13 protein-coding genes and 1 pseudogene are annotated in these 14,056 nt (G+C 64.4%); 11 read left to right on the top strand and 3 right to left on the bottom strand.

Annotation, left to right across the window (positions count from 1 at the left end; all coding sequences use genetic code 11):
- The first annotated feature begins 83 nt into the window (after window positions 1-83).
- The 3 genes from Q0C64_RS01780 (at window position 84) to Q0C64_RS01770 (ending at window position 2,163) form a co-directional block, all read left to right on the top strand.
- Window positions 84-791, top strand: coding sequence for a PilZ domain-containing protein (locus tag Q0C64_RS01780; protein WP_294120387.1), 708 nt, complete (start codon window positions 84-86; stop codon window positions 789-791).
- 106 nt (window positions 792-897) lie between these two features.
- Entirely contained in the window at window positions 898-1,449 is a 552-nt protein-coding gene (gene msrA, locus Q0C64_RS01775) for a peptide-methionine (S)-S-oxide reductase MsrA (RefSeq protein WP_294120386.1), read from the top strand.
- A 78-nt stretch (window positions 1,450-1,527) separates the two neighbouring features.
- A complete protein-coding gene (locus tag Q0C64_RS01770) occupies window positions 1,528-2,163 on the top strand; it encodes a hypothetical protein (protein WP_294120385.1) in 636 nt (211 codons plus the stop codon).
- Between the two features lie 39 nt (window positions 2,164-2,202).
- Here the strand turns inward: Q0C64_RS01770 and Q0C64_RS01765 are convergent, their stop codons facing one another.
- Complete coding sequence (locus Q0C64_RS01765) at window positions 2,203-3,198, bottom strand: L-threonylcarbamoyladenylate synthase (protein ID WP_294120384.1); 996 nt, start codon at window positions 3,196-3,198, stop codon at window positions 2,203-2,205.
- Between the two features lie 13 nt (window positions 3,199-3,211).
- On the opposite strand from Q0C64_RS01765, the gene Q0C64_RS01760 reads away from it, so the two are divergent.
- Complete coding sequence (locus Q0C64_RS01760) at window positions 3,212-4,870, top strand: acyl-CoA dehydrogenase family protein (protein ID WP_294120382.1); 1,659 nt, start codon at window positions 3,212-3,214, stop codon at window positions 4,868-4,870.
- Here the strand turns inward: Q0C64_RS01760 and Q0C64_RS01755 are convergent.
- Window positions 4,867-5,217, bottom strand: a complete 351-nt coding sequence (locus Q0C64_RS01755) for a GntR family transcriptional regulator (protein WP_294120381.1) — start codon at window positions 5,215-5,217, stop codon at window positions 4,867-4,869. The genes Q0C64_RS01760 and Q0C64_RS01755 overlap by 4 nt on opposite strands.
- Before the next feature lie 30 nt (window positions 5,218-5,247).
- Window positions 5,248-5,838, bottom strand: a complete 591-nt coding sequence (locus tag Q0C64_RS01750) for a nitroreductase (RefSeq protein WP_294120380.1) — start codon at window positions 5,836-5,838, stop codon at window positions 5,248-5,250.
- 130 nt (window positions 5,839-5,968) lie between these two features.
- On the opposite strand from Q0C64_RS01750, the gene Q0C64_RS01745 reads away from it, so the two are divergent.
- The 7 genes and pseudogenes from Q0C64_RS01745 to Q0C64_RS01715 all read left to right on the top strand — a co-directional run.
- The gene (locus Q0C64_RS01745; protein ID WP_294120379.1) at window positions 5,969-7,783 is read left to right on the top strand and encodes a peptide MFS transporter; all 1,815 of its coding nucleotides are present in this window, start codon (window positions 5,969-5,971) and stop codon (window positions 7,781-7,783) included.
- A 3-nt stretch (window positions 7,784-7,786) separates the two neighbouring features.
- Window positions 7,787-9,193, top strand: coding sequence for an amidohydrolase (locus Q0C64_RS01740; protein WP_294120378.1), 1,407 nt, complete (start codon window positions 7,787-7,789; stop codon window positions 9,191-9,193).
- Window positions 9,190-10,488 (top strand): amidohydrolase family protein, encoded by a 1,299-nt coding sequence (locus tag Q0C64_RS01735; RefSeq protein WP_294120377.1) that lies wholly within the window; start codon window positions 9,190-9,192, stop codon window positions 10,486-10,488. Before Q0C64_RS01740 ends, Q0C64_RS01735 begins: the two co-directional genes overlap by 4 nt.
- A complete protein-coding gene (locus Q0C64_RS01730) occupies window positions 10,485-11,156 on the top strand; it encodes an NnrU family protein (protein WP_294120376.1) in 672 nt (223 codons plus the stop codon). The genes Q0C64_RS01735 and Q0C64_RS01730 overlap by 4 nt, the downstream gene beginning before the upstream one ends.
- Before the next feature lie 33 nt (window positions 11,157-11,189).
- Window positions 11,190-12,524, top strand: a complete 1,335-nt coding sequence (glmM, locus tag Q0C64_RS01725; protein WP_294120375.1) for a phosphoglucosamine mutase — start codon at window positions 11,190-11,192, stop codon at window positions 12,522-12,524.
- A 24-nt stretch (window positions 12,525-12,548) separates the two neighbouring features.
- Window positions 12,549-13,748, top strand: coding sequence for a bifunctional hydroxymethylpyrimidine kinase/phosphomethylpyrimidine kinase (gene thiD, locus Q0C64_RS01720; protein WP_294120374.1), 1,200 nt, complete (start codon window positions 12,549-12,551; stop codon window positions 13,746-13,748).
- A 143-nt stretch (window positions 13,749-13,891) separates the two neighbouring features.
- Window positions 13,892-14,056 (top strand): annotated as a pseudogene (locus Q0C64_RS01715) (ribonuclease HII); the annotation flags it as partial.

Below are 14,056 nucleotides of genomic sequence, written 5' to 3'. Positions count from 1 at the left end.
ACGCGTGAAACGGGATTTTAACCTCAATACACCTAATGTCCCGGTTTGACGCGATTTTCCTTCGCTTTGGGAGACGCCACCACATGTTTGGTTCACTCATCCGGCGCAAGCAGACCCAGCGGCCGCTGGGCGAAGACGATGCCGCCTTCGAGTCGACCACTTTCTCGCTGAGCACGACCGTTCCGAGGCCGTCGGAACGCCGTACGGACGAGCGGTTGATCGCCATGCTGCGGGTGGCCAAGCTGACCGATGGTGCGGAGCGCGAGCAGCTGATCCGCGTCCGCAATGTTTCGGCAGGCGGGCTGATGGCCGAAGTCGGTCACATGGTGACGGTCGGCGAAGCGGTTTCGATTGAGCTTTCATCGCAAAAGATCATGTCGACCGTGGTCTGGATCCGCGACGGAACCGCCGGCTTCAAGTTCGACCAGAATATCGATCTCGGCGAGCTGCTGGCCGGCCGCAAGCCGCGCCACGGCTTTCGGCCGCGCCCGCCACGGCTCGAGGTCAATTGCAAGGCCAACGTCAAGCTCGAGAACAGCTATTACACGGTCGACGTCCATGACATTTCGCTCGGCGGAATGAAGGTCGAGCCGATTGAGGAATATTGCCTCGGCAAGAAGGTGGTCGTGGTGGTGGAAAGCCTGCGCCCGGTGCGCGGCGAGATCCGCTGGTTCTCCGACCGCAAGGCCGGCATCGTGTTCGACCAGCCGCTCAAGTTCGAGGAGCTGGCGGAATGGATCGGCAAGCGCCTCGAAATGGCGACGCTCAAGGCTTCAGTCAGAGACAGCTGACCCGTCGTTGCCGATCCGGCATCGGTCCAATTCGTGATCGGCATTGGTTGAAGCAGCCGCGTCCGCTGCATATCTCCTGCTCTCATCCTCAAATGGAGCGCGGGCAATGGCCGAGCAAATTGCAATACTGGCGGGCGGATGTTTCTGGTGCACCGAAGCGGTGTTCCTTGACGTCGTCGGCGTGAACAAGGTCGAAAGCGGCTATACCGGCGGCCACACTAGCAATCCGACCTACAAGCAGGTGTGCGGCGGCGACACCGGCCATGCCGAGGCGATCCGCATCACCTTCGATGCCGACCAGCTAAACTATGGCGATTTGCTCGACATCTTTTTCGCGATTCACGACCCGACCCAGCTCAACCGCCAGGGCAACGACGTCGGCACCCAATATCGTTCGGCGATTTTCCCGCAGAGCAACGATCAGGATCGCCAGGCGCGGGAAGCGGTCGCGCGAGCGAATGAAAGCTACGGCGGCAAGGTGGTGACAACCATCGAGCCAATGGGCGATTGGTATCCGGCCGAGGAATACCACCAGGACTATTGGGCCGGCGAGGGGCAGAGCAACGCTTATTGCATCGCCGTCATCCCGCCCAAGCTCGCCAAGCTCAGGAAGAGCTTTCAGGCGCGCGTTAAGTCGGAGCAAACGGCAGCCGGCTAAGTCTACAACGGCTTGTAGAGTAGATTGCCTATCCCCTACTAGATCCTGCCGAATCGTTCGGGATTAGAGGGGGATCAAGTGAAAAACTTTATTGTTGGCGCGGCTATCGCCGCGTCGCTGACGAGTAGTGCTTTCGCACAAGCAACCGCGACGTTTACGGCACCAGTGCCGGCCGCGTCGCCGGTACCTGCTCCAGCAACGACCAACGCCATGTTGCGCGTCGGCACGGAAGTGCCTTTGCGGCTGCTTGAAGAGCTGACTACCCAAGGCAAGAAGCTGCGCGTTGGGCAACGATTCAGAATGGAAACTTCCGAAGCTGTGATTGTGCAAGGTGTGACCGTCATTCCCGTCGGCAGCCCCGAAGTTGGCGAAATCACCGATGTCCGTAACAAGGGGATGTGGGGCAAGTCGGGCCATCTCGGAGCACGGATTCTGTATGTCACGGTCAACGGACGTCAGATTCGACTTACTGGCGCATTCGATGACAAGGGTGTTGCCGGAGGGGTCGGCGCTGTCGCCGTCTCCGCAATTGTGTTTCTGCCAGCCGGCTTCTTCATGACCGGCACGAGCGCCAAAATACCGGTTGGCTCGGCTGTTAAGGGGTTTGTTGATGAGGACGTTCAGCTAGCGCTGCAGTCAGCTACCCCGCCGCCAATGGTCGTAGCTTCGCCAGTCCCGGTTCCTCAACCAGCTCCAGTTGCACCTGCCAAGTAGGTCTCAGTTTGGTGGCGTCAATTCCAGGTTGGAGGTGAGCTAGACTCGCGGCGCCGCGGCCCTTTTGAGCCGGTCGCGGATGGCGGCGGCAATGCCGTCGCCGGGGATCGGGGCGATGGCGATGCGCGCCGCGGGCGCGCCATCGGCCTGATGCAGCAAATCGAACAGGCGCGCGGCGGCCTCGACCGGGTCGCCGCGCTCGCTGAGCGAGACGTCGCCCCGCACCGGGCCAAATCCGATCAGATATTCCCCGGGCTCGGCCGCGGTCGCGTCGAGCCGTAGCGGCTTCATCGGTGCGTAGTGGCTGGCCAACTGACCTGGGGCCTCGATGGCCTTCGAGGCCAGCTGCTTCGCCGCTTCAATCTCGATCGGACCGCGCCGCAGCAGGCGCAGCGAACCGTCGGTCGCGGCGACGATGGTCGATTCAATCCCGCGCTGGGTGGCGCCGCCATCGATGATCAATGGAATGCGCCCGCCGAGCGAGGCCAGCACATGGCTGGCGCGGGTCGGGCTGATCTGGCCGCTGGCATTGGCCGACGGCGCCGCAAGCGGACGTCCGCATGCTTTGAGCAGCGCCTGCATCGCCGCGTGGGCCGGGACGCGCAGGGCAATGGTCTCAAGTCCTGCGGTGACAATCGAAGCAATGCCATGGCGCTGCTCGCCTGTCCCCCGGACAGGCTTCGCCCCGCCATCCTCGCGCAGCGGCACGACCAATGTGAGCGGGCCAGGCCAATATTGCAGCGCCAGGTCACGGGCCTGGGCGTCAAAGCGGCCGATCCTCTCCGCGGCCTCGAGATTGGGCACATGGACAATCAACGGGTTGAAGCTGGGGCGGCCCTTGGCGGCATAGATCCGCGCCACTGCCTCGGCATTGGTGGCGTCGGCGGCGAGGCCGTAGACCGTCTCGGTCGGTACCGCGACCGGCTCGCCGGCAAGCACCAGCAGGGTGGCCTCGGCGATGGCCTCGTCATCGAGCGGCATTATGCGGGTGGTCTGGACCATTGCGCTGCCGCTATAGCGCCAGGGCGTCATCATCAAGGGAGCCGCCATGTCCTACCGAGCACCGGTATCCAATCAGCGCCTCATCCTGAGCGCGGTTGTCGCCATTGACGAGCTCGACGGCGGGCCGGATGCCGAGATTGTCGACGCGGTGCTGGAAGGCGCCGCGGCGCTGGCCGAAGGCGAGTTCGCGCCGCTATTGACGGTCGGCGACACGGTCGGGGCGCGCTGGGACAATGGCTGTGTGTCCATGCCGGCGGGATTCCGGCAGGCCTGGACCAGTTTCGTCGAAGGCGGTTGGATGAGCCTCGCGGCGCCCGAGGAACATGGCGGGCAGGGTCTGCCGTTCGTGCTGTCGGCGGCGCTGATGGACGATTTGCAGGCCGCCAACACCGGCTTCGCAATGCTACCGGTGCTATCGATGGGCGCAATTGAAGCGCTCGACCGCCATGGCTCTGACGAGCTCAAGCGCGACTATCTGCCGAAGATCGTGTCAGGCGAGTGGCCGGGGACGATGAACCTGACCGAGCCGCAGGCCGGCAGCGACGTCGGCGCGCTCAAGACCCGCGCCGAGCCTAATGATGATGGCAGCTGGCGGATCAAGGGCACCAAAATCTTCATCACTTATGGCGAGCATGACCTAGCCGACAACATCGTCCACCTCGTCCTCGCGCGCACACCCGGCGCGCCGGAGGGCACGCGGGGCATATCGCTGTTCCTGGTGCCCAAGCTGCTGCCCGACGGCAGCGCCAACGACCTGCGCTGCGTGTCGATCGAGCACAAGATGGGCATCCACGCCTCGCCGACCTGCGTGATGAGCTATGGCGACCATGACGGCGCGATCGGCTGGCTGGTTGGGCCGGAGAATGGCGGAATGGCGGCGATGTTCACGATGATGAACAATGCGCGCTTGAATGTCGGCCTGCAGGGTGTCGGCATTGCCGAGCGAGCCACCCAGCGCGCGGTGGCCTATGCGATCGAGCGCAAGCAGGGACAGCGCAACCGCCTGCCGGTGCCGATCGCCGATCACCCCGACGTCCGGCGGATGCTGATGCGGATGCGGGCGCTGACCATGGGCGCGCGGGCGCTAGCCTACTATGCCTTCGGCCAGGTCGACCGGGCGGCGCGCGGCGATGCCGGTGCCGGGCTTCGAGCCGAGGTGCTGACGCCGCTGGTCAAGGCATGGTGCACCGATATCGGGATCGAAGTCGCCAGCCTCGGCATCCAGGTCCATGGCGGCATGGGCTATATCGAGGAGACCGGCGCCGCCCAGCATCTCAGGGATGCGCGGATTGCCTCGATCTATGAGGGGACCAATGGCATCCAGGCCGCGGACCTGGTTGGCCGCAAGCTGGGACTCGACGGCGGCCTGGCGCTCGACGGGTTGATTGCCGACATCGAAGCGGAAACTCAGGATTTGCGCCTGGTCGCGCTGACTGACGCGGTCGAGGTGGCGGCGGCGACGCTGCGGGCTTCGCCGCCCGTTGACCGGCTGGCGGGAAGCTATCCGTTCCTGACCATGGTTTCGGTGATGACGGTCGGTTGGCTGCTCGAGCGCCTGGCGCGCAGTGAAGGCGCCGACGACCAGGTGACAGCCGCAGCCAGCTACTTTCTGGCGAGCGTGGTGCCCGAAGCGATGGGATTGGCCGCCGCCGCCGAATCCGGTGCGGCACTGCTTTATTCGGTCGAGGCGGAGGCGCTCGCTTAGGCTTGAGCGACCAAATCGCTCATGTCGATGCCGAGCCGCGCCATGCGGTCGCGGATCACCGGCCACTCATGCTTGACGAAATCGTCGCGCTGGGCGCTGCGCAGCCGGGCGGCCGCGCCGGGTGCCACGAACATGCCGACTCCGCGCTTCACGACAATGAAGCCTTCGTCCTGGAAACCCTGGTAGGCCTTGGCGACCGTCAGCGGGTTGGCGCCCTGTTCGGCGGCCAGCGCGCGGACCGAGGGGAGGGGGTCGCCGTCGCTGTACCGGCCGGCAAGGATCGCATCGGCGATCACTTCCCGGAGGCGAACGTAAACCGGCTTTTCATGTGTGGATCGAAGCGTCATGCTGTTACAATACAGCAAAGCGGATTTAGTTCAACCCTTTGGCGGCGTCCACTCGCGGACCAAGGTAGCAAGGTCGGGCCTTGGGCGTTCCTCCAGCGGGTTGGCCGGCGTGCCGAGGAAAATGAAACCGGCGATGCGCTCGCCATCCTCGCAGAACGCCTTGCGCACCTGCTCCGAATAGGCCCGCCAGCCGGTGATCCAGCCGCCGACATAGCCGAGCGCGGTCGCGGCATGCAGCAGGTTCATTCCCACCGCGCCGCAGCTCAATTGCTGTTCCCACACCGGGATCTTGTGATCCGGAACCGGCGCCGAGATCAGCGCGATGAGCACCGGCGCCTGGTGGGCAAACTCCAGCTCCTTGGCGAAATGGGCATCGGCTGCCTCAGGATCATATTCGGGCAGGGCCTTGTGCAGCAATTCGGCGAGCGCTGCCCGCTGGTTGGGGCCGACAATCACGAACCGCCATGGAGCCAGCTTGCCATGGTCGGGCGCGCGCACCGCGATGCTGAGGATTTCCCGCAGTTCCTCCTGCGACGGACCCGGCGCGACCAGGTCACGCGGCTTTCCCGAGCGGCGGGTCTGGAGAAGCGAGAGGGCGGAGGAACGGTCGTTGAGAATCATGTCGTGCGTCTAACGGCGCAACCCGTTGGCAACAATCGACTTCACATGTGCGTTTTCGCCGCTAGGGTGCCGCTCAAATCCAACCGGCCGCGATCGACGGCCTGCAATGTTTCTTGGGGAGAGTTACAAGATGGTGGACACGCCGACCGCGGATAATCCGCGCGAGCCGGATATCAGCCACAGCAATCCAGCCAGCCGGGAGCAATGGTTCGGCCATCCGCGGCAGCTGGCACGGTTGTTTACCACCGAGATGTGGGAGCGCTTCGGCTATTACGGCATGCGTGCCCTGCTGACGCTCTACCTCACCAAGCATTTCCTCTTTTCCGACAATACCACCAACGGGCTCTACGGCGGCTTTACCGCTTTGGTGTACCTGACACCGTTGATCGGCGGCCTGATCGCCGACCGCTACCTTGGCTCCAAGCGCTCGGTGAAGTTCGGCGCGATCATGATGAGCCTCGGCTATTTCATCCTCTGCTTCGGCGGCGACACCGCCAAGCCGCACGCCACGATTGATGGCCAGCGCTATGAAGTGGTGGTCGAAAATGCGGTCGATCGCCCGACCTCGACCGGCGATGAGGTCCGCTACGTCATTTCCGGCCAAGACCGGCTCAAGGTCCAGGGCAATGACGATGGGTCGGTGACCCTGCTGAAAGCAGACGGAACTACCGCTCAGACGCTCGCCAAGGGTGCCTTCCAGGCCGACGCCGATCGCTCGCCCCTGTTCGTGATGATCATGCTGATCGGCCTGTCGATGATCTGCATCGGCAACGGCTTCTTCAAGCCCAACATCTCGACCATGGTCGGCGCGCTGTACGATCAGGGCGACCGGCGGCGAGACGCCGGCTTCACCATTTTCTACATGGGCATCAACCTGGGCTCGCTGTTCTCGCAGCTGCTCTGTCCGTTCCTTGCCGACGCGGTCGGCTGGTGGGCGGGCTTCGGCTTGGCCGCGGTAGGCATGCTTTTCTCGTGGAGCCTGATCCAGTTCGATGGCGGCCGCCTGTCGGGCTATGGCGAGCGCCCGGAAGGGGCCGACAGCTCCAAGGATTTGTTCATTTATGTTGGCGCCGCGGTGGCGGTGCCGATCGCCTATTTCCTGTTCACCAACCTGATGAATTCGTCGGCTTCGGCGTCGGAAGCGCATAGCATCGGCGAGTATCTGCTCGGCCTTTCCGTCATGGGCAAGTTCCTGTTCGGCACCTTCGCCCTGTCGGTTCCAGGGATCCTCATCTGGTCCTTCTTCAACGGCAATCGCAGCGAGTTTCAGATGATGATCGCGGCGATGGTGTTGATCGTGTTCAACGTCGTCTTCTGGACGCTGTTCGAGCAGGCCGGTTCGTCGCTGACCCTGTTCGCCGATCGCAACACCGATCTCCACGTCACCAGCGGGTTCTCGATCTCGGCGGGCCAGACGCAGTTCTTCAATGCGATCTTTATCGTTTTGCTGGCGCCCCTGTTCTCGATCCTGTGGAATGCGCTGGCAAAGCGCGGGCTGGAGCCGCCGATCCCGATCAAGTTCGGACTGGCGCTGATGGGCGTTGGCGCCGGTTTCCTGTTCCTGGTGTGGGGCACGCAGTTCGCCGGGCCCGACTTCAAGGTCGCACTGTGGTGGCTGGCGGGTCTCTACCTGATTCATTCGGTCGCCGAGCTGTGCATCTCGCCGGTCGGCCTTTCGATGATCACCAAGCTGTCGATCGCCCGGATCGTCGGCATGATGATGGGCGTCTGGTTCCTGTCGATCTCGATTGCGCAATATGTCGCCGGAATCGTCGCCCAGGTCGCATCGGTCGAGACGGTCGGCGGGCAGGTCACCAACCTGCAGGTCAGCCTCAACACCTATGCCGGCGTGTTCACGACCATCGGTTGGGCGTCAGTCGTCTTTGGCGGCGTCCTGCTGTTGTTAGCATGGCCGCTCAAATATCTGATGCACGGGGTGAAATAGGCGATGCGGGGGGCGCTCGCCAGGGCGTTGGCATTTGGCCTCGCCCTTGGTTTGGCGGGGTGCGTGACGGTCGCCCCGCCGCCCGCCAAGACCAAGCCCGGTGAAATCCGGATCAACGAAAATCCCTACCCGTCGACCTACCAGCCCTATGGCAGCGTCCCGACGCTGATCCGCAACGCCACCGTCCTCGACGGCGAGGGCGGGCGGATCGACGGCGGATCGGTGCTGCTGGTCGCCGGCAAGGTCCAGGCGGTCGGCGGCGCGGACCTCGCCGCACCCGAAGGCGCGACCGTGATCGACGCGCAGGGCAAGTACGTCACTCCCGGCATCATCGACATCCACAGCCACCTTGGCGACTATCCCTCACCCGGCGTCCAGTCGCTGAGCGACGGCAATGAGGCGACCTCGCCGGCGCGGCCCGAGGTGTGGGCCGAGCATAGCGTCCGGCCGCAGGACCCCGGCTTCTCCCGCGCGCTGGCCAATGGAGGCATCACCTCGCTGCAGATCCTGCCCGGATCTGCCAATTTGTTCGGTGGCCGCTCGGTGGTGCTGAAGAATGTCCCGGCTCGGACCATGCAGGGCATGAAATTTCCCAACGCGCCCTACGGCCTGAAGATGGCCTGCGGCGAAAACCCCAAACGGGTCTACGGCTCCAAGAGCCAGATGCCCCAGACGCGGATGGGCAACATCGCCTACGTCCGGCAGACTTGGGCAAGGGCCAAGGAATATGACCGCAAGTGGACCAAGTACGAGAAGTCCGGCGGCGACATTCCCGCCCAGGACCTGGCGATGGATACGCTGCGCGGCGTGCTCCAGGGCAAGATCCTGGTCCAGAACCATTGCTACCGCGCCGACGAGATGGCGATCATGATCGATGTCGCCAAGGAGTTCGGCTACAAAATTGGCGCCTTCCACCATGCCGTGGAGAGCTACAAGATCGCCGACCTCTTGAAGGAAAACGGCATTTGTTCGGCGATGTGGGCCGACTGGTACGGCTTCAAGATGGAAAGTTATGACGCGATCAACGAGAATATCGCGTTCGTCCATAACGCGGGTGCCTGCGCGATCGTCCATTCGGACGATCCCAACGGCATCCAGCGGCTGAACCAGGAGGCGGCCAAGGCCATTGCCGCCGGCAAGCGCGCCGGGATCGATATCAGCGAGGCGACCGCATGGACCTGGCTTTCGGCCAACCCGGCCAAGGCGCTCGGCATCTTCGACCAGACCGGGAGCCTCAAGGTCGGCAAGATGGCCGATGTTGTGCTGTGGAACGGCGATCCGTTCAGCGCCTACACCAGGCCCGACAAGGTGTGGATCGACGGCGCGCTGCTCTACGACGCCGAAAATCCCAAGCTCAGGCCGGTAAGCGACTTCGAGCTTGGCCAGCCGGGCGAGGGGGACGTGAAATGAGGGCGCTCATTGCCGCCGCTCTGCTGGCAACTGCCTCGCCGGTGTCGGCTGAAACGCTGGCCATTTCCGGCGGCACGGTCGTGCTGGGCGACGGGTCGAACCCGATTCCCAATGGCATGGTGGTGATCCGCGACGGCCGGATCGTCGCCGCTGGCAATGTACGGATGAAGCTGCCCGCGGGGACGCAGGTGATCGACGCCACCGGCAAATATGTGACGCCCGGTATCGTCGCCGGCTTCTCGCGGCTTGGCCTGGCTGAGGTCGACCTCGGCGCGGACGGGTCGGATGACACCGACAGCGGCAATGGCGTGTTCAATGCTGCGATCGACGTCACGCCGGCGATCAATCCCAAGGCCTCGACGATCGCTGTTGGTCGCGCGGACGGGGTGACGCGGGCGGTGGTGGTTCCGGTCGCCGGCAAGAATATCTTCGCCGGCCAGGGCGCCGTGATCGACACCGGCGCCGACATGGACGCGGTATTGCGCGCCAAGGCGTTCCAGTTCGTCGAGCTGGGCGAAGGCGGGGCCGGGATCGCCGGCGGATCGCGGGCGACCGCCTTCGTGCTGTTCCATAATGCGCTCAGGGAAGCACGCGACCTTAAAGGACGTGTTGACGGCGCGCGCCGCGACGATGTGCTGTTGACCCGGTTCGACGCCGCCGCGCTGGTGCCGGTGGTCCAGGGCAAGCAATTGCTGCTGGTCCATGTCGAGCGGGCAAAGGATATTTTGAACGTGCTCGAGCTCCGCCAGGAATTTCCGGGGCTCAAGATCGCACTGGTCGGCGCAACCGAGGGCTGGACGGTGGCCGACAAGATTGCCGCCTCCGGCGTGTGGGTCATCGCTTCGGCCCTCAACGATCTCCCCGCCAGCTTCGAAATGCTGGCCGCGACCCAATCCAACATCGGCCGGATGCGCGCTGCGGGGGTCAAGGTCGCGATCGGGATGATCGACGACAATGACACGCGCTTTCAGCGCAACCAGCGGCAATATGCCGGCAATCTGGTGGCGCTCGGCAAGCTGCCGGGAGCGGCCGGAGTTAGCTGGAATGAAGCCTTCGCGATGATCAGCTCGCGCCCGGCCGAAGCGGTCGGGCTGGGGCAGGAGATTGGCAGCCTCGCGTCGGGGCGACGCGGCGATGTGGTGATTTGGTCGGGCGACCCGCTCGAACTCAACAGCGCACCCGAAGCGGTGTGGATCGACGGGGTCCGCCAGCCGCTCGACAACCACCAGACTAAATTGCGCGACCGTTATCGCTCGCTGAAACGCGAAGCATTGCCGGAGGCCTATCGAAAATGACCGGAATGACCATGCTGATCACCGCCTCGGTGGCGTTTGTCGGGACCCATTTCCTGATGTCGCACCCGCTGCGGGCAGGTCTGGTCAAAGCGCTTGGCGAGGCGGGTTTCACGATCGCCTATACGATCGTTTCGCTGCTGACCTTCGGCTGGATGATCTGGGCCTATCCGGCGGCTTCGGCCGAAGCGCCGATGCCGCTATGGGATGAGGGCGAGGCGGGATGGATCGTCGCTACCCTGCTGATGTGGCTGGGATCGGTGCTGTTCATGGGTTCGCTGCGGCGCAACCCGGCCTTCCCGCGCCCCGGCAAGAAAATCGACAAGATCGACGAGCCCAACGGGGTCTACGCCATCACCCGCCACCCGATGATGTGGGGCTTCACGCTGTGGGCATTGGTTCACGCCATCGTCAATCCGACCGAGGCCAGCCTGGTGCTGGGCTTCGCGCTCGCCTTTCTGGCTTTGGTCGGCGCTGCCCAGCAGGACAAAAAGAAGGAAATGCTGCTCGGCGACCTGTGGGCCGGGTGGAAGGCCAAAACCAGCTTTGTGCCCTACGGCAAGGGTCTGAAGTCGGCCGACGCCTTCGCGCTGGTGCTGGGCACGCTAGTCTGGTTGGGAGCGACCTGGGTCCATAATCCGCCGGTCGGCGTCTGGGCCTTTTTCGGCTAGAGGGGCCCGACAAAAACGCGCTACAGCGCGGTCATGGGACGGAAATATTTCGGCACCGACGGGATTCGCGGGCGGACCAACGTCAGCCCGATGACCGCCGACATCGCGATGAAGGTCGGCCAGGCGGCGGGCGCCTACTTCCTGCGCGGCGACCATCGCCACCGGGTGGTGATCGGCAAGGACACGCGGCTGTCCGGCTACATGATGGAATCGGCGATGGTTGCTGGCTTCACCTCGGTGGGGATGGACGTGGTCCTGCTGGGGCCGATGCCGACCCCGGCGGTGGCGATGCTGACCAAGGAGTTGCGCGCCGATTTGGGCGTAATGATCTCCGCCAGCCACAATCCGTTTGCCGACAATGGCATCAAGCTGTTCGGACCGGACGGTTACAAGCTCAGCGACAAGGCCGAGCTCGAGATCGAGCGGCTGATGGAAAAAGAGGCGACGCTGATCGACGCGCCCAACATCGGCCGGGCCAAGCGGATCGACGATGCGCGCGGCCGCTACATCCATTTCGCCAAGTCGACCTTTCCGGATGATTTGCGGCTCGACGGGCTGAAGGTGGTGGTCGATTGCGCCAATGGCGCCGCCTACCAGGTCGCTCCCGACGCGCTGTGGGAATTGGGCGCGGAGGTGATTGCGCTCGGAACGTCGCCCAACGGCCTCAATATCAATGACGGCTGCGGCCCGGCCTCGCCGGACGTGCTGTGCGAGACGGTGGTGGCCGCAGGCGCCGACCTCGGCCTGGCGCTGGATGGTGACGCCGACCGGTTGATCGTGGTCGACGAGCGGGGCCAGAAGGTCGATGGCGACCAGCTGATGGCGCTGATCGCTTTGTCGCAGCAGCAACGCGGGGCGCTGCGCGGCGGAGGGATCGTCGCGACGGTGATGTCCAACCTCGGGCTGGAGCGGAAACTGGGCGAACATGGCCTCGACATGCACCGCACAGCCGTCGGCGACCGCTATGTGCTGGAAGCGATGCGCGACATGGGCCGCAATGTCGGCGGCGAGCAATCGGGCCACATCATCCTGAGCGATCACGCCACCACCGGCGACGGGCTGGTCGCCGGGCTACAAATCTTGGCGGCGATCGTCGAGCAGGGCCGGCCGGCAAGCGAGTTGCTGCACGTGTTCGAACCGGTGCCGCAGCTTTTGAAGAACGTGCGTTTCAACGGCGGTGCGCCGCTCGATCAGGATAGCGTCAAATCGGTCATTGCCGGTGCGGAAAGCGAGCTCGGCGGGCGCGGAAGGCTGGTCATCCGCAAGTCCGGGACCGAGCCGCTGATCCGCGTCATGGCCGAGGGCGACGATCCGGCGATGGTCGAACGGCTGGTCGACCGCATCTGCGAGGCGGTTGCTGCTGCTTAACGAATTGAGCCTATTGGCCGAATCATGACGCCCAAAACACCGCGAATCCTGATTATCGCCGGTTCCGACTCCGGCGGCGGAGCGGGGATTCAGGCCGATATCAAGACCGTCACCATGCTCGGCGGCCATGCGATGACCGCGGTCACCGCCGTCACCGCCCAGAATACGCAGGGCGTTACCGCGGTTCACACGATACCGACCGAAATCGTGCTGTCGCAAATCGACGCGGTGATCGACGATATCGGAGTCGACGCGGTCAAGATCGGCATGATCGGATCGCCCTTCACTGCAATGCACATCGCCGAACGGCTGGAGAAGCTCGGCGGCGTGCCGGTGGTGTTCGATCCGGTCATGGTCGCGACCAGCGGCGCGACATTGGCCGATGACGCGACCGTCGCTGCCTTCGGCAAGCTGATGGACGTTGCCACCATCACCACGCCCAACCTGCCCGAGCTTCGCCGCTTGACCGGACAGGATGACGAGGTTGCGGCGGCGCTCGACCTGGTGTCGCGCCATCGCTCGGCGGTGCTGATCAAGGGTGGCCATGAGGAAGGCGACGCACTCGCGGATGCGCTGATCGAAGAAGACAATATGACCAGCTGGCAGGGAACGCGGATCGAGACGACCTCGACCCATGGCACCGGCTGCACGCTGGCCAGCGCGATTGCCTTCTACCTCGGTGCCGGTCTCGGCCTGGTCCAGTCGGTCGAGCGTGGGCGGCTGTTCGTCCGCATGGCACTGCACGAGGCGCCCGGGCTGGGGAAGGGGCATGGCCCGCTTGGTCACCAGGCGGTGCGGCTCGACACAGGGCTGGGCCTCCGGCTCAACCAGGTCACCGTGACCGGCAAAGACTATGACAAGATGGTCGATTTCTACCGCCGGCTCGGCCTCAAGCAGATCGTCGACAGCCCCGAGAACAACTACGCGCGGTTTGAGGCTGGCGCGGCGACCTTCTCGGTCCAGTGCGATCCCGAGGCCGAGATTGGCGAAACGGTCGCGGTCTATTTCGAATGCGATGATCTCGACGAACGGGTCGAGCGGCTGGCGCGCTCGGGCATCCCGTTCGAGCATGGTCCGCGCAACCAGCCCTGGGACTGGCGCGAGGCGCGCCTCCGCGATCCATCGGGCAACACCATCTTCCTCTACCGCGCCGGTGAGGCCCGCCGCTTCCCGCCCTGGCGGATGGAAAGTTCCTCCCCGGAACGGGGAGGTGGCAGCACGTAGGGCTGACGGAGGGGTCGGCAATGCGTCTTGGCCCCTCCACCATGCTTCGCATGGTCCCCCTCCCCGTTCCGGGGAGGATCGATCCACAGAAATTTCCTTTGGCCACTTCCGGTTAGTCATCGCGCCCAATATCGTCGGCAGCCGTGAAACGTCCCTGTTTCAAGCTCGAACTTCCCTTTCCGCAGCCGCTGGCCGGCGTTGACGAGGCTGGGTGCGCGCCGCTCGCGGGACCGGTGGTCGCCGCCGCCGTCGTGCTCGACCGCGACAAATTCCCGCGCGGAATCGACGATTCAAAAAAGCTCGATCTC

Origin of the sequence: Sphingomonas sp. (assembly GCF_023266535.1) — a bacterium.
Lineage (GTDB): Bacteria > Pseudomonadota > Alphaproteobacteria > Sphingomonadales > Sphingomonadaceae > Sphingomicrobium.
The sequence above is the reverse complement of the archived record's forward strand: the minus strand, read 5'-3'. Positions and strand labels throughout refer to the sequence as shown.